Consider the following 16,678-nt stretch of genomic DNA (forward strand, 5'->3'; position numbering starts at 1 on the left):
CCCGAAAGCCCACACCCCATGCTCAGCTACGTCTTCCGACGGGCCCTCCAAGCGGCGGCGGTACTCCTGGCGATCACCGCCGCCGCCTTCGGGCTCTTCTACGCCGCACCGTCCGACCCGGCCCTGATCGCCTGCGGACCCAAGTGCGACACCGCGCAGGTCGAGGCCGTGCGCCACAGCATGGGCCTGGACCAGCCCATCGCCGCGCAGTACGTCGACTACCTGGGCGGGCTGGTCAGCGGGCGCACCATCAACGACGTCGACGGCACGCCCATCGACTGCGGCGCGCCCTGCCTCGGCTACTCGTACACGCTGCACCAGCCGGTCACCGAGGCCATCGCCGACCACCTGCCGGTCACCCTCTCGCTCGCCGTCGGCGCGCTCGTGGTGATCGTGGTGCTCGGCATCGGCACCGGAATGGTCTCCGCGCTGCGCCGCGGCAGCCGCACCGACCGACTGCTCTCCGGCTTCACGCTGATCGGCGCCAGCGTGCAGATCTACTTCCTCGGCTACGTGCTCCAGTACCTGCTGGTGTACAGCACCGACCTGTTCCCGCTGCCCGGCTACGTGCCGTTCGCCGACGACCCGGGCGGCTGGGCCGCCGGCCTGCTGCTGCCGTGGCTGGTCCTCGGCTTCGTCAACGCCGCGGTCTTCGCCCGGCTCTCGCGCGCCCAACTCCTGGAAGTCATGCACGAGGGGTACGTGCGCACCGCCCGCGGCAAGGGGCTCAGCGCCCGCCGCGCCCACCTGAAGTACACGGCGCGCGGCGCGGCGCCGCCGCTGGTGCAGTTGCTCGGCCTGGAGGCGGGCGCCCTGTTCGGCGGCGCCTTCATCACCGAGACGGTCTTCGGACTCGGCGGCGTCGGCAAGCTCGCGGTGGACGCCGTGGTCGGCAACGACCTGCCGACCGTCGTCGGCACCGTGCTGCTGGCCGCGCTGTGCGTGGTCGTCTTCGTCGCCATCGCCGACCTGGTCGTCGCCTGGCTCGACCCGCGGGTGCGGCTCGCATGACCGCCGTGACCCGGCGCCCCGGCCGCCCGCCCCGAGAGGAAGCCCCCATGGCCGACGCAGGCCACCCCGCGCTGCGGGTCCGCGATCTGTCCGTCTCCTTCACCCGGGCGCACGGCGGCGGCCACGGCGGCACCGAGCAGGTGCCCGCGGTGCGCGACATCTCCTTCGAGGTCGCGCGGGGCGAGGTGCTCGGGCTGATCGGCGAGTCGGGCTCGGGCAAGTCCACCGTCGGCCTGGCCGCGCTCGGGCTGCACGACCCGGCCCGTACGACCATCACCGGCAGCATCGAGATCGGCGGCACCGAGGTCGTGGGCGCTGGCGAGAAGCAGTTGCGCGCGGTGCGCGGGGCCCGGGTGGCGATGGTCTTCCAGGACGCGCTCGCCGCCCTGTCCCCGTTCCACACCGTCGGTGCCCAACTCGCCGAGGCGTACCGGCTGCACCACCCGAAGGCCGGCCGGGCCGCCGCGCGCGAGCGGGCCGCGGAGATGCTGGAGCGGGTGGCCATCCCGGCCGCCAGGGCCCGCGACTACCCGCACCAGTTCTCCGGCGGCATGCGGCAGCGCGTGATGATCGCCATGGCCCTGATCAACTCGCCCGACCTGCTGATCGCCGACGAGCCGACCACCGCGCTCGACGCCCGCGTCCAGCGCCAGGTGCTGCACCTGCTGGACGAGCTGCGCCGCGAGCACGGCACCGCGGTGCTGCTGGTCACCCATGACGTCGGCGTGGTCGCCGAGATGGCCGACCGGATGCTGGTGCTGCGCGGTGGCCGCGAGGTCGAGCAGGGCCCGGCGGCCAAGCTGCTGACCGCGGCGGGCGAGCCGTACACCCGCGCCCTGATCGGCGCCGCGCCCACGCTCAAGACCGTGCCCGGCACCCGGCTGCCCACGGTCGACGACCCGACCCCGGACCCGGGCGCAGCCGCCGCGACCGGGTCCGCCCGCGCCACCGGCCGCGGCGCTTCGGCCGGCCCGGCAGACGCCGCCGGGATGCCGCTGCCGCCGATCGCCGAGGTGCGCAACCTGTCCGTGGAGTTCGCGGCGCGCGGCCCGCGGCTGCCCGGGCTGCGGCGCCCGCCGATCAGGGCGGTGCGCGAGGTGAGCCTGGGCATCGGGCCCGGTGAGACGCTGGGCCTGGTGGGGGAGTCCGGCTCGGGCAAGTCCACCACGGCCCGGGTGCTGGCCGGGCTCCAGCGGCCGACGGCCGGCAGCGTCCGCTTCGACGGGCGCGACATCTCCGACGCGGCCCGGAACACCAAGCTGCGCCGCGAGCTGAGCCGCGAGGTGCAACTCGTCTTCCAGGACCCGTACGCCTCGCTCAACCCGCGGCACACCGTGGAGCAGATCGTCACCATGCCGCTGGTGGTGCACACGCAGCAGCGTGCGGACGAGCGGCGGGAGCGAGCGGTGTGGCTGCTGGAGCGGGTGGGGCTCGGCGCCGAGCACCTCGCGCGCTATCCGCACGAGTTCTCCGGCGGTCAGCGCCAGCGCATCGGCATCGCCCGGGCGCTCGCGCCCCAGCCGCGGCTGCTCATCGCCGACGAGCCGGTCTCCGCGCTGGACGTGTCGGTGCAGGCGCAGGTCCTCAACCTGCTGATGGACCTGCGGGACGAGTTCGGGCTCTCGCTGCTCTTCGTCTCGCACGACCTCGCGGTGGTGCGGCACTTCTGCGACCGGATCGCGGTGCTGCGCGGCGGCGAACTCCTGGAGACCGGAACCCGCGACGAGGTCTTCGACCACCCGACGCACGACTACACCAAGGAGCTGCTGGCCGCGATGTTGTGACGGGTCGGGCCGGCGCGCGTGTCGCCGTCGGCCCGGGCCGCACCGGGGCCGCAGGCCCCAGGAGGGTGTGCCCGCCGCCTCGGGGGTGCGGCGGGCACACTCCGTACCGCGGGTGCGCCGCGCCCGGCGCGCACCCCTATCGCGGACGCGCTCCGTACCGCGGACGCGATTCCCCGCGCGGGCGCACCGCGCCGTCGGCGTGGAGGTCGCGCCGGGATGCGATCAGCCGTTGACGACGGCGAACGCCTCGACCTCAAGCAGCAGGTCGGGCCGGAACAGGGCTGCGACCTGCACGGCGGAGCTCGCCGGCGGGTGCTCGACGTCGATGTACGCGTCCCGGGCGATCCGCACCGCCGGCAGGTGGGCCACGTCCGTCACGTAGAACGTCAGCTTCACCACGTCGGAGAAGGTCGCCCCGGCCACCGCCAGACAGCGGTTGAGGTTCTCGAAGACCTGCTTGGCCTGCGCCTCGGCGTCGCCGGGGCCGACCAACTGGCCGTCCTCGTCCAGGGGGATCTGCCCGGATATCGCCACGAAGGTGCCGGTACCGAGGACGACGTGGCTGTAGCCGTTGCCGGGCGCGACGCCCTGTGGTGCGAGGTGCTTGACGTGCTCTGCCATGGGGTTCCTTACGCGGTGGGCGGCTCGGCCGTGGGGGCCCCGGCCGGTCCCGTTGTTCTACAGCAGGGCCAACTGCGTGCCCGTGGCCGGGTCGGGTGCCCGGGCGTCCGGCGGCGGCAGCGCCCGGGCCGCACCGGGCCCTGCGGGACCGATGCCGTACTCGGCGGCCAACTCGTGCACCTGCCGGGTGATGCGCCGCTGGTACCAGGTGGGCGCGTACGCACCCGCTGCGTACAGCGCGTCGTAGCGCCGCCGCAGCCGCGGGTGGTGGCGGTCGAGCCAGGCGGTGAACCACTCCCGGGCGCCGGGCCGCAGATGGAGCACCAGCGGGGTGACGGAGGTGGCCCCGGCCTCCGCTATCGCCCGCACCGTACTGCGCAACTGCGCGGGGGAGTCGCCCAGATAGGGGATGACCGGCGCCATCAGCACGCCGCAGTCGATGCCGTGCTCGGTCAGCGTCCGCACCGCGGCGAGCCGCCGCTCGGGCGAGGGCGTGCCCGGCTCGACGGTGCGCCACAGCGCCGGGTCGACGAAGCCGACCGACATCGAGACGCCCACCTCCGCCCGCGCCGTAGCCGCCCGCAGCAGCTCAAGATCGCGCAGGATCAGTGTGCCCTTGGTGAGGATGGAGAACGGGTTGGACCGCTCGACCAGCGCGGACAGGATGCCGGGCATGAGCCGATACCGGCCCTCCGCGCGCTGGTAGCAGTCCACGTTGGTGCCCATGGCGATGTGCTCGCCGGTCCAGCTCCGGGCGGCCAGCTCGCGGCGGAGCACGTCGGGCGCGTTGACCTTCACGATGATCTGCGAGTCGAAGCCGATGCCGGTGTCCAGGTCGAGATAGCCGTGCGTCTTGCGCGCGAAGCAGTACACGCAGGCGTGTGAGCAGCCGCGGTACGGGTTGACGGTCCATTCGAACGGCATCCGCGACGCCCCCGGCACCCGGTTGACCAGCGAGCGGGCCCGCACCTCGTGGAAGGTGATGCCGCGGAACTCGGGGGTGTCGAAGGTGCGGGTGACGCTGTCCACGCCGAACAGTGCGGGTGCGGACGGCTCGGCGGCCAGGTTCTCCCAGCGCATGTCCACCTCCTCAGCCGGACCTCTGCGATCCGATCCTCAAGAATAGAACATACGTGCTACTCGATGGGCGTCAACCCCCGATTTGGGCCGATGCGCGGAAGGTGGTTGGCTTTCCGATCAAGCACCACAGCACCCGCGGAAGACCGGAGGAACAGCGATGGCGCAGGTAGAGGCCACGACGGAGCGGATCATCACGGCGAAGGCCGAGGACGTATTCGACACGCTCGCCGACTACAGCGGCGCGCGGCAACGTCTGCTGCCGGAGCACTTCAGCGAGTACGAGGTCCGCGAGGGCGGCGACGGCGAGGGCACCCTGGTGCACTGGAAGCTCCAGGCCACCAGCAAGCGGGTGCGCGACTGTCTCCTTGAGGTGACCGAGCCGACGGACGGGCAGCTCGTCGAGAAGGACCGCAACTCCTCGATGGTGACCACCTGGATCGTCACGCCGGCCGGCGAGGGCAAGTCGCGGGTCCAGGTCACCAGCGTCTGGACCGGCGCCGGCGGCATCGGCGGCTTCTTCGAGCGCACCTTCGCCCCCAAGGGCCTCGGCCGCATCTACGACGCGGTCCTGGAGCGGCTCGCCGCCGAGACGGAGAAGTAGCCTCCGGGGCGTGCGCGGGGCCCGGGCTCCGTGCAGGCCCCGGGCTCCGCGCGGCTGGCGGAGCGCGACTGCGACCCGGCCGCGCGGAGCCTGCGGGCATGGCCCCTCCGCCGCTCTGCCCCTCCGTCTCCACCGCCCCTGAGCCCCCGCGGTTGTGGTCATCCGCTCCTGCTTCCCTCCGCCCGGAGCGGGGCAGGGGCGGGGCGGCGCCGCGGGGTGGCCCCGTTGTCCTGGCGCCGCTGCGCGTCCGCACGTACGGGCATGCGTCCATGCCCCGATCGGGTCGACGGGGGGCGCCGCCGCGCGTCCGCGCACATGCGTGCGCATCGGGCCGTGGTTTCCCCCGTGGTGGGCCGTCGCCGGGGGCCTACCAAGGAGCCGCCCCGCACTCCGCGGCCGGGCCTCTCGTACGGTGCCGACGGCCCCACCGCACCTCGCACCTCGCATCTCGCACCCGCGCCCCGTGTCCCGCGGCCCCACCCGACCCCGCGCCGCCGCCAGGCCGCCCGGCTGCCTGCTGACCGCCTGCCCGTCGGGCCTGCCCAGTCCCGCTGGCCGTCCCCGTCCCACCCCCCGGTGGCCCCGTCGTATCCCCCACCAGCCAGGCAGTCACACTCACCGGATCGAGTGGACTTCCCGGCCGCGCCCGGGACGGCCCACGGTCCCCTGCGGGCGGGGAAAGCCCTGATGGGCGCGGGATCGGCGGGCGGGACACGGGAGTTGACGCGGGCTGGTGCGTTGTTTCGGAGAATGGTCTCGGTTGCTCGCGGTTGTCGCGTAATGCGAGAAATGGTCGCTGATGCAGACGTGACGACGGGAGCGGTACGTGGGCGGGACCACCCTGGCGGACCGGGACGAGCCGAGCGGGGCGCTCGGCTCGGACTCCGGGACGCAAGACCACACGAGGGCGCACCGGGCGGGGGCCGGCGGCGGAGCGCCGGGCACGGTGGTGCGGCCCCACCCCGATCCGACGCCGGGCGCCGGCGACGCGCGGGGGCCGGCGGGCGCACCGCCCGCCGGAACCACGACGGACACGCCACCTGACCGGGCCGGTGGCGACCGCTCCGAAGGGGCCGATCCGTACGACGAGTTCGGCCCGTACGAAGCGTTCGCGCCCCGCGAGGCGGCGTCCGGCTCACGCGAGGAGCCCGGCGCGCTCGACGGCTTCGGCCCGTACGACGTGTTCGGCACGCACGACGCGTCCGCCCCGTACGACCAGTTGGGACCGTACGACGCGTTCGCGCAGGACGGGCGGCTCACGCCCGGGCGCGCCCGCGAGGAGCGCGGGGCGGACCTCCCGCTCGGCCCGGGTCGGGTGCGGCTGGCCGGTGCCGGGCTGCTGCTGGCGCTGGTGGTGGTGGCCTTCGCGCTGACCGGCCCGATCGCCGCGCTGCCCGCCATCGCCGCCGACCTGCACGGCGCGGACCGCACGACCTGGCCCGTCATCTCGGCCCTGTTGGCCGCCGCGGTGGCGCTGCCGGTCTGCGACAAGCTCGGCGAACTCCTCGGCCGCAGGGGAGTGTTCTGCTTCGCCGCCCTCGTCTTCGCCGGCGGCTCCGCGCTGGCGGGCTGGTCCCGCACGATGGGGGAGCTGATCGTCTTCCGCGCCGTGCAGGGCGTGGGCGCCGGCGGCGTGCTGATCGGCGCGCTGGCGATCACGGCTGCGGTGCTGCCGCGCCGCCGCCGTGCCACCGCCCTGCTCGGCGCCGCCTGCGGCCTCGCCGCCGCCGCGGGCCCGCTGCTCGGCGGCTACCTCGCCGACCACACCTCCTGGCGCTGGTGCTGCTACCTGACCGTGCCGCTCGGTCTGCTGGCCCTCGCCCTCGTCCTGCCCGCGCTGCGGCTGCCGCGGCCGACGCGCCGCGGTCGGTTCGAGGTCTTCGGTGCGCTGTTCACCGCCGCCGCAGCGCTCGCCCTGGTGCTGTTGACCAGTTGGGGCGGTACGGAGCGGACCTGGGAGGGGCGGATCGCGCTCGGCCTCGGCCTCGGCGCGCTGGGCACCGTCATCGTGGGCGTGGCGGTGGCGTACTTCGCCCGCGAGCCGGTCACACCGCTGCGGCTGGCCCGTGAGTCGCTGTGCACCGTCGACACCCTGGTCGGCGCCGTCCTGGGCGTCGCGCTGTTCGGCGCGGCCAGTTGTCTGCCGGCCCACCTGCACCGCTTGGACGGCGCGTCCGCCGCCTCGGTCGGGCTGTGGCTGCTGCCGCTGCTGGGCGGCCTGTTCGTCGCCGCGACCGGCGCCGGACGGCTGGTAGGCCGCACCGGCCGCTCCCGCGGCCTGCGGGCCTGCCCGGTTCTCGGCTGCGCGCTCGCCGCGGTCGGCATCGGGCTGCTGTGCCGCCCCGCGGCGGCCGACTCCCGACCCCTGTACGGCCTGTGCACGGGCCTGCTCGGCCTCGGCCTCGGCCTGGTACTGCCGGCACTGGTGCTCGCCGTCCGGCAGGCCGCGCGCCCGACCGCGGCCGGCGGCGCCACCGGCCGCGCCCGGCGGATCGGCGGCGGCGCCGCAGCCGCGGTCTTCCTGACCCTGTTCGCCGACCGGACCGCCGCCCACCTGCGCCGGAAACTGCCGGACGGTACCGACGACCTCTTCCCCGAGACGGTCCGCGCGCTCCCGGACGCGCTGCGCGACGGCTATCTCGCCGCCTACCTCGAACCGGTCCCGCGCGCCTTCCTCTACCTCCTGCCGGTGCTCGTCCTCGGCTTCCTGCTGGCCCTGCTGCTCAAGGAGATTCCCGTGGCCCCCCAGACCGATCAGCACGACGCGACCGTCCCCGCCGCCCGCGGCCTGCCGGACGCCCTCACCAACGGCGCCCCGGCCCTCCCCGCCGAGCAGCGCACCACCGACCCGTACGACATCGGCTACGGCACCGACGCGTACCGGACGGACGGCCACGCGGGCCGCTACGCCGCCGAGTTGACCCGCGCCGACGCGCCCTCGCGCACGGAAGGACCGCCGGTCGCCGGGGCGCCGGTGTGCGGGACCGTCGCGCACCACGACGGCAGCACCGTGCCGCGGGCCGCGCTCACCCTCATCGACGTCGGCGGCCGGCAGGTCGGGCGGGGCGCGACGGGCGAGGACGGGCGGTACGCGCTGAGCACGCCGGGCGCCGGCGCGTACGTGCTGATCGCCGCGGCCGGCGGGCACCAGCCGCAGGCGGTCAGCGTCACCGTCGGCGAACGGCCCGTCGAACTCGACGTGGTGCTCGGCGGCGCCGGCCGGCTGGCCGGCACGGTGCACACCGCCGACGGCACCCCGGTGCGCGACGCGATGGTCACCCTCACCGACGTGCGCGGCGAGGTCGTCGCCTCCACCCGCAGCGGGCGCGAAGGCGGCTACCTGATCACCGAGTTGGTGGCCGGCGAATACACCCTGGCCTCCAGCGCCCCCGCCTACCGCCCGGCCGCGCTGCCGGTGTCCGTGCAGTCCGCCCGCGAGACGCGGCAGGACATCGAGTTGGCGGGCGGCGCGGTGCTGCGCGGCACCGTGCGGGCCGGCGGCGGGCGGGTCGTGGAAGACGCCAGGGTGACGCTGCTGGACGCGGCGGGCAACGTCGTGGACACGGCGACCACCGGTGCCGACGGCGGATTCCGCTTCATCGACCTGTCCGCGGGCGAGTACACCGTGATCGCCGCGGGATACCCGCCGGTGGCCACCGTACTGCGGGTCGCCGGCGGCGGGCGCACCGAGCGTGACCTGCACCTGGGGTACGAAGACGAGCGGTGAACCGGCCGCGTTGACCCCGCGCGGCGCCCCGGGCCGACCGGCCCTCCTGCGGCAGCCGCACCGACCGCGCCCCGCCCCCGGACCTCCCCTCCGGGCGCGGGGCGCGGTCGGTGCGCCCTCGCGCACTCCTCTTCCGGCATTGGCCCGCGCCGTCGAGCACGCAGGCCGTACCGTAGCCGTGGGGGCGCAGATCTTGCGTACGCGTACGAAGGAGACTCCGCCAATGAACCACGGCGCGTCGCCGGACGAAGGCGACGACAGGGTGGCCCAGGTGCCACGGGCCCGGGCGGCGCAGTCGCCTGCCCTGGGCCGGATACCGCTCGCGGTGGTCGTCGTGGACGGCGCCGGACTGGTCACGCACTGGAGCGTGGGGGCGCGGAAGCTGTTCGGCCATTCGCGCGAAGCAGCGGTCGGCGCCCTGGCCAGCGATCTGATGCCGGTCTCCGGCGCCCTTCGCCACCAGCACGAACGTCCCCGCGAGAGTGCGGAACCCGGCCGCGCCGGCGCCTCGCGAGACGGCTCGGACCTGATCGACCACCCGGACCCCGAGGGCGGCCCGGCGACCGGAACGCACCCCGGACAGCCCGCCGACCTCGGCCACCTCGGCCCGCAACTCGACGCCTCGCTGGGCGGCGAATCCTGCTACACCACCGCGGGCCGGGCTCATCTGGCCGACGGCGAGCCCGGCCCGGGAGCCGTGCTCTGGTGGGCCTACCCGCTGGTCGGCCCGGGCCCCGAGCGACTGCTGTTGCTCGCCGCCGACGCCACCCAACTGACCGACGAGCAGGGCTGGTACGAGCGGGTGGCGCCCGGCTTCGCGCTGCACACCGAGTTCGCCGAGGCGGCCGAGTTGGCCCGGCGGCTGCCCGAGATCCTGCCCAGCATGAGCCCGCAGGAGAGCGCCAGGATCGTGGCGCAGGTGCTCGAACTCGGCTACCCGGTCCTGGAGATCAGCCAGCACGAGCGGGTGCCGGTCACCCCCGACTGGGGCGTGCCCAAGCGGGTGGAGCGGCGCACCAGGCTGCTGCGCACCGCCACCGACCAGGCGGTGGACCCGAAGGTCGCCGCCGCGGCAGCCGCCGAGCTGGACTCGGACCTGGAATACGCGGCGGTGCGCGAGCGCCTGGAGTTCCTGAACGAGGTCAGCGGCGCCATCGGCACCTCGCTCGACCTGGCCCGCACCATCGAGGAGGTCAGCGCGGCGGTGGTGCCGCGCTTCACCGATGTGGCCGGCACGTACCTGCGCGAACAGGTGGTGGCCGGTGAGGGATTCCCGGACGGCCCGCCGGACGCCACCACGCTCTGGCACCGGGTGGCGGTGGAGCACAACGACGAGCCGGGCCGCTGGGACGATGTGATTCCGGTCGGCGAATCCATGCCGTTCCCCGTCCACACGCCCTTCTTCCAGTGCATGACCAGCGGCGAACCGGTCCTGGTGCCCCGCATCTCGGAGGAGATGGGGCGGGCGATCGCCGCGCAGTTCGAGAAGCGCGACATCAGCCCGCTGATCAACAACCGCTCGATGCTGGTCGTGCCGCTCAAGGCGCGGCAGGTGGTCCTGGGCTTCATGATCTTGCTGAGGCACCGGGAGCGGGCCGAGTTCAACGACATGGACCGGGTCACCGGCGCCGAACTCGCCGCCCGCGCCGGGCTCGTACTCGACAACGCCCGCATGTACACCCACCAGGAGAACGTCGCCGAGACGCTCCAGGACAGCATGCTGCCGCACATCGCGCCGCGGATGGCCGGCTGTGACACCGCGACCCGCTATCTGCCGGGCACCCGGCTCGGCCGGGTCGGCGGCGACTGGTTCGACAGCATCAAACTGCCCGGCTCGCGCACCGCCCTGGTGGTCGGCGACGTCATGGGCCACGGCCTGAACTCGGCCGCGATGATGGGCCAGTTGCGCACCGCGGTGCAGACCATGGCGGGGCTGGACACCTCACCCACCCAACTCCTGCGCCACCTGGACGACCTGGCCAGGCGGCTGGGCGAGCACTACCTGGCCACCTGTCTGTACGCGGTCTACGACCCGATCGGCGGCGAGTTGACGATCGCCAACGCCGGCCACATCCCGCCCGTTCTGGTCCGCGCCAGGGACGGCCGCAGCGAACTGCTCGACCTGCCGACGGGCGCGCCGATCGGCGTGGGCGGCGTGCCGTTCGAGACGGTGCGGGTGCCGGTCGAGCCCGGCGACCGGCTGGTGCTGTGCACGGACGGCCTGGTGGAGGTGCGGGGCGAGGACATCGCCGTGGGCCTGGCCGCGCTGTGCGAGTCGGCGGCCCATCCGGCGGCCTCCATGGACGACGCCTGCGACACCATCATCCGCGCGCTGGCCGGGACGCTGAACCGGGGCCGTGGCGGGCGCAAGGACGACGTGGCGCTCCTGATGGCCCGGTTGAACGGCATCGCCGCCGAGGACGTGGCCGACTGGGAGGTGGCGCCCCGCCCGCAGAGCGTGCGCACCATTCGCCGCAAGGTCCGCGAACAACTCTGCCACTGGGGCCTGGACGAGGCCGTGCCCACCGCTGAACTGCTGGTCAGCGAGGTGGTGACGAACGCGGTCCGGCATGCGCGGGAGCACCTGCGGGTGCGGCTCGTGCGCACCGATGCGCTGCTGTGCGAGGTGCGCGACGACGACCACCGGCTGCCGACCCTGCTGGAGACCGCGCCGACGGACGAGTACGGCCGCGGGTTGCAGGTGGTCAGCCGGCTGGCCAGGGAGTGGGGCACGGCCCGTACGGCCGACGGCAAGACGGTCTGGTTCGAGCAGCCGCTGCGGTAGCCCCGCCGGGGCCGCGGCCGGCCGCCGCGGTGCCCGTCGGCCGCGCCCCTCGCCCCGGCCTTTCACCCGATCGCCGTAGGGCCGGCAGCCCGTTGCCCGCATCCGATCGGCCCGGCCGGCCGGCGGTGGCCCATGCCGGTCGACTGCCGTGCGGTGGGCGGCCGGCGCCCCGCGTCGACCGGGTGGCCGCCGGTACGGGGCGGGGTGGCGGTACGCACCGGATCGGGCGGCTACGTGGCGGCGGGCCGGTGGCGGAATGGGGAAACTTTTGATCGTCCGCTTGTGCACATCGACCCGTGCCGCTAGCAATTTGGCATGACTGAGTCGACCGGCTACGCACGGGCTTGGGAAGAGTACTGGCGGGACGCGCCCATCGAGCCGGGCGGTGTCTTCTGGGACGCTCCGGCGCAGGAGACCGTGGTGCGTCAGTTACCCCTCTTCGAGAACGAGTTCGACCCCGAGTTGCCGGTGCTCGACGTGGGATGCGGCAACGGCACCCAGAGCCGGCGGCTGGCCGAGCAGTTCGGCCAGGTGATCGGCGTGGACCTGGCGCACGCCGCGGTGGCCAGGGCGCGCGCCGACGACAGCGCCGGGGTCGCCAGCTACCGCCAGTTGGACGCGGCCGACCTGCCCGCCGTACGGGCGCTGCACGCGGAACTCGGCGACGTCAACATCTATCTGCGCGGCGTCCTGCACCAGTGCGACAGCCGCGATCTGCCGCGGGTCGCCGAGGCCATCGCGGTCCTCGTCGGCGACCGGGGCCGGGCCTTCGTCGTGGAACTGGCCGAGGCGGCCGGGCAGATGCTGCGCGGCCTCGCCGGTGGCCCCGCCGGCCCGCCGCCCAAGCTCGCGGCCGTCTTCCAGCACGGCATCGCCCCCGGCGAGGTCTCCGACCAGGCGGTCCCGGCGCTGCTGCGGGCCGCGCGGCTGAACACCCTGGCGACCGGCGAACTCCCGCTGAACACCACGGAGTACGGCCCGGACGGCAGGCCGCTGACCCTGCCGTCGGCCTGGTGGCTGGTGGCCCGCGGCGCCTGAGGGGCGCCGCCGGGCGGGGTCCGCTCACGTGCGGGCCGCGTAGCGGAGCCTGACGGCCGGTCGGCTGCCCGAACGGCCCGGGCGCCGGGCCCTGGCCGCCGCGGCACGTACGCACCCGGTGCCCGCCCGGTCGGCCGCCCTCCCCGCCCCGCTGCCCTGACGGGCCCTGCCCTGCCCGAGAAACGGCTGGTCAGCCGGGTGGCGGTGGGCCGACAACGACCGTTGCAGGGCGGGGCCGGAGGCTGATCACAGCACAGCGTCGTAACGATTGAGGTGTCCACGTTCACGGTCTAAAGCTGTGCCGTCGCCCACACCCCTGTTCGGGGTGACGGACGGTCATATCCGTATTCCCGCTGCTATGTCCGACCAGTGGGAGGGGTGGGCGGTGTCGGGTGCGCGCCCTCCGGCGGCTCCGGAACGGGGGGCGCGCGAGGTGAACAGGGGGGCCCTGTAGCGAGGCCCCACCCTGTGGGGCAGACTGTTCCACAGGGGCAGCTTGTTCCACAGTCCGTGGGCGGGCGGCTCTGACACGTACCCCCGTCCTCGCCGCCACCAGCAACCCCGGTTGATCGTCCGAGTTGAAGGAAATTGTCAGATGTTCGCTTCCCTGGCCCGGTTCACCTCCGGTCGCAGCAGACTCGTCCTCTACCTGTCAGGAATCCTCTTCCTCGTCGCGGGAGCGCTGGGCGGTGGAGTCATCTCCAAGCTGTCCACCGGCGGTTTCGTCGACACCTCCACCGAGTCGGCCAAGACCGCCGAGGTCATGGAGGACCGGTTCCACGCGGGCGCGCCCAACGTCATCCTGCTGATCAGTGACAAGCGCGGCGTGGACGCCCCCGAGGTGGCCAAGGCCGGGCAGGACATCACCGCACGGCTCGGCAAGGAACCCCACGTCGAACAGGCCGTCTCGTACTGGTCGCTGGGCAAGGCCGAGTCGCTGCGCGGCAAGGACGGCAACAGCGCCCTGGTGATGGCGCGCGTCCTCGGTGACGAGGACCAGATCCAGGACCGCTTCGAGGCGTTCGAGTCCCGCTACGAGGGCAAGGTCGACGGGGTCGAGGTCAAGATCGGCGGGTCCGCACTCGCCAACAAGGAGATCTTCGACATCACCGAGAAGGATCTCATCAAGATCGAGATGATCACCTTCCCGGTCCTGCTGATCGTGATGCTCTTCGTCTTCCGCAGCCTGGTGGCGGCCACCGTGCCGCTCATGGTCGGCGGTCTGACGATCGTCGCCGTGCTGCTGACGATGCGTATCCTCACGCTCTTCACCGACGTCTCGGTGATGGCCACCAACGTCGCCACCGGCCTCGGACTCGGCCTGGCCATCGACTACAGCCTCATCCTGATCAAGCGCTACCGGGAAGAGCTGGGCAAGGGCGTCGACATCGACGGCGCCATCTCCATCGCGCTGCGCACCGCGGGTCGTACGGTCGTCTTCTCGGCCATCACCGTCGCGCTGGCGATGGGCGCCCTCCTCGTCTTCCCGTTCTACTTCCTGCGTTCCTTCGCGTACGCGGGCATCCCGACCGCGCTGATCGCCGCCGCGGTGTCGGTGACATTCCTGCCCGCGCTGCTCAAGGCGCTCGGCCCGCGCATCGACAAGGGCCGCATCCTCGGCAAGAAGAGGTCCACCGCGCCCAACCCGGAAGAGGGCTTCTGGCACCGCACCGCGATCACCGTGATGCGCTTCCCGCTGCCGGTCGCCGCGGTCGTCATCGGGCTGCTGCTCTTCCTCGGCGCGCCCTTCCTCGACCTGAAGATGAGCCTGGCCGACGAGCGGGTGCTGCCGACCAGCACCCAGTCGCGCGAGGTGGGCGAGACGATCCGCAAGGACTTCAACGCCCAGGAGACGCAGGCGCTCAACGTCGTCCTCAACGACACGCCCGGCAAGGGCGAGCGCGGCAACATCGCCGGCTACGCCGAGCAGCTCTCCCGGCTGGACAACGTCGCCCGCGTCGACACCGAGATCGGCACCTTCGCCGGCGGCAAGCTGGTCGCCCCGCCGACCCCGGCCGCCGACCGGTTCGGCACCACGGACAGCACCTACCTGTCGGTGGTGCCCAAGAGCCAGTCGCTGTCCGAGAAGGGCCGCGAGCTGGTCAAGGACATCCGCGCCGTCGACGCCCCGTACGACGTGCAGGTCGGCGGTCCCGCCGCGGAACTGCACGACGCCATCGGCTCGATGAGCGACAAGCTGCCGCTCGGCCTCGGTGTCATCGCGATCAGCTCGTTCATCGTGCTCTTCCTCTTCACCGGCAGCATCGTGCTGCCGCTCAAGGCCCTGGTGCTCAACTGCCTGAGCCTGAGCGCCACCCTCGGCGTGCTGGTCTGGGGCTTCCAGAACGGTCACCTGGAGGGCTGGGTGGGTGACTTCGCGGTCACCGGGACGATCACCTGGACGGTGCCGATCCTGCTCTTCTGCGTCGCCTTCGGCCTGTCCATGGACTACGAGGTCTTCCTGCTCTCCCGCATCAAGGAAGAGCACGACCTCACCAAGGACAACACCAAGGCGGTGGCGCGCGGTCTGGAGCACACCGGGTCGACCGTCACCGCCGCGGCCGTGTTGATCGCCATCGTCTTCCTCGGCTTCATCATGAGCTCCATCAGCTACATGAAGGCCATCGGTGTCGGTCTCTCGCTCGCGGTCCTGATGGACGCCACGCTGGTGCGTGGCGCCCTGGTGCCCGCGTTCATGCGGCTGGCCGGCCGGGCCAACTGGTGGGCGCCGGGGCCGCTGCGCGCCCTGCACGCCAAGATCGGTCTGCGCGAGGGCGACGCCCAGCCGCTGCCCAGCGCGGCCCCGCGGCCGGACGCCGGCACCGCTGAGCGCGACCTGGAACCCGCCAACCGCGACTGATCCGGTAGCCGCGGCTGATCCGGTGGCCGTGCCCCGAACCTGGGGTACGGCTCCCGCCGGGGCGCGGCCCGGGGCGGGGCACGGTCCCCACCGGGGGCCGCGGCCCCGGAGCACGGCTCCAGAACGGGGGCGTGGGCGAGGCGAGCTGCCTCCCCGCGCCCCCGTTCGCGCACCCGCCCGCCCCCGTTCGCGCACCCGCCCGCCGGCGCCGCGGGCTGCCGCCGGTCTGCGCCAGGTGGGGGAGGCGTGCGGCGATTCCGTGGTGCGGGCCAAATACTGCCGTCAGGGTCAGTGCGCGGACCTTTGGCCTGCGGTAGAACGGGTGAATGGTGAAGATCCTCATCTCCGCAGACATGGAGGGCGCCACCGGTGTGACCTGGCCGGCCGACGTCCTGCCGGGAACACCACAGTGGGAGCGCTGCCGCACGCTGTTCACCTCCGACGTGAACGCGGCCGTGCTCGGGTTCCTCGACGGTGGCGCCGACGAGGTGCTCATCAACGAGGCCCACTCGACCATGCGCAACCTGCTCCTGGAACGGCTGGACGAACGGGCCCAGCTCCTCACCGGCCGGCACAAGAGCCTGAGCATGGTGGAGGGGGTGCAGCGGGGCGACGTGGACGGCATCGCCTTCGTCGGCTACCACACCGGCGCCGGCACCGAGGGCGTCCTCGCCCACACCTACCTCGCCAACTCCATCACCGGCGTCTGGGTGGACGGCGTGCCGGCCAGCGAGGGCCACCTCAACGCGCTGGTGGTCGCCGAGTACGGGGTCCCCGTCGTGCTGGTCACCGGCGACGACCTGACCTGCGAGGACGCCAAGGGGTACGCGCCGCGGGCGCAGGCGGTCGCGGTCAAGGACTACGTGTCGCGGTACGCGGCGGTGTGCCGGCCGCCGGCCCGTACCGCGGCCGACATCAGAGCCGCCGCCCGGGAGGCCACCGCACTCGCCGTCCGGGAGGCGCCCCGCAACGGCGGCCCGTACCAGGTGGAGCTGGAGTTCGACGCCGAACACCTGGTCGGCGCCGCGACGGTGGTGCCGGGCGTGGAGCGGCACGGCGAGCGGCGGGTGGTCTACACCTCGCCGTCGATGTACGAGGGCATCCGCTGCTTCAAGGCGGTGACCACCGTCGTGGCGGCGGCGGTCGAGGAACAGTACGGCTGATCGGGGGG

General features: G+C 73.6%; 10 protein-coding genes. 8 read left to right on the top strand and 2 right to left on the bottom strand.

From position 1 onward, the window contains the following. The first annotated feature begins 18 nt into the window (after nt 1-18). Both ACMA1D_RS00150 and ACMA1D_RS00155 read left to right on the top strand, forming a co-directional pair. The gene (locus ACMA1D_RS00150; protein ID WP_414721749.1) at nt 19-1,011 is read left to right on the top strand and encodes an ABC transporter permease; all 993 of its coding nucleotides are present in this window, start codon (nt 19-21) and stop codon (nt 1,009-1,011) included. Between the two features lie 47 nt (nt 1,012-1,058). After that, complete coding sequence (locus ACMA1D_RS00155) at nt 1,059-2,795, top strand: dipeptide ABC transporter ATP-binding protein (protein WP_414721750.1); 1,737 nt, start codon at nt 1,059-1,061, stop codon at nt 2,793-2,795. A gap of 222 nt (nt 2,796-3,017) precedes the next feature. Here the strand turns inward: ACMA1D_RS00155 and ACMA1D_RS00160 are convergent, their stop codons facing one another. Both ACMA1D_RS00160 and ACMA1D_RS00165 read right to left on the bottom strand, forming a co-directional pair. After that, on the bottom strand, nt 3,018-3,416 hold the full coding sequence (locus ACMA1D_RS00160) for a RidA family protein (RefSeq protein WP_414721751.1): 399 nt from the start codon (nt 3,414-3,416) through the stop codon (nt 3,018-3,020). A 57-nt stretch (nt 3,417-3,473) separates the two neighbouring features. Next, the gene (locus ACMA1D_RS00165) at nt 3,474-4,496 is read right to left on the bottom strand and encodes an Rv2578c family radical SAM protein (protein WP_414721752.1); all 1,023 of its coding nucleotides are present in this window, start codon (nt 4,494-4,496) and stop codon (nt 3,474-3,476) included. A 157-nt stretch (nt 4,497-4,653) separates the two neighbouring features. Here ACMA1D_RS00165 and ACMA1D_RS00170 point away from each other — a divergent pair, with 157 nt between their 5' ends. From ACMA1D_RS00170 to ACMA1D_RS00195, 6 genes are all read left to right on the top strand, one after another. Beyond that, nucleotides 4,654-5,097, top strand: coding sequence for an SRPBCC family protein (locus ACMA1D_RS00170; protein WP_414721753.1), 444 nt, complete (start codon nt 4,654-4,656; stop codon nt 5,095-5,097). Between the two features lie 1,315 nt (nt 5,098-6,412). Further along, complete coding sequence (locus ACMA1D_RS00175; protein WP_414721967.1) at nt 6,413-8,824, top strand: MFS transporter; 2,412 nt, start codon at nt 6,413-6,415, stop codon at nt 8,822-8,824. A gap of 223 nt (nt 8,825-9,047) precedes the next feature. Next, nucleotides 9,048-11,609, top strand: coding sequence for a SpoIIE family protein phosphatase (locus ACMA1D_RS00180; protein WP_414721754.1), 2,562 nt, complete (start codon nt 9,048-9,050; stop codon nt 11,607-11,609). Between the two features lie 315 nt (nt 11,610-11,924). Continuing rightward, complete coding sequence (locus tag ACMA1D_RS00185) at nt 11,925-12,647, top strand: class I SAM-dependent methyltransferase (RefSeq protein WP_414721755.1); 723 nt, start codon at nt 11,925-11,927, stop codon at nt 12,645-12,647. A 595-nt stretch (nt 12,648-13,242) separates the two neighbouring features. Next, nucleotides 13,243-15,507: an MMPL family transporter gene (locus tag ACMA1D_RS00190; protein WP_414721756.1), complete on the top strand. Its 2,265-nt coding sequence runs from the start codon at nt 13,243-13,245 to the stop codon at nt 15,505-15,507. Between the two features lie 329 nt (nt 15,508-15,836). Beyond that, nucleotides 15,837-16,670: a M55 family metallopeptidase gene (locus ACMA1D_RS00195; RefSeq protein ID WP_414721968.1), complete on the top strand. Its 834-nt coding sequence runs from the start codon at nt 15,837-15,839 to the stop codon at nt 16,668-16,670. Nucleotides 16,671-16,678: the final 8 nt, after the last annotated feature.

Origin of the sequence: Streptomyces sp. 796.1 (assembly GCF_047525675.1) — a bacterium.
Classification (GTDB): Bacteria; Actinomycetota; Actinomycetes; order Streptomycetales; family Streptomycetaceae; genus Streptomyces.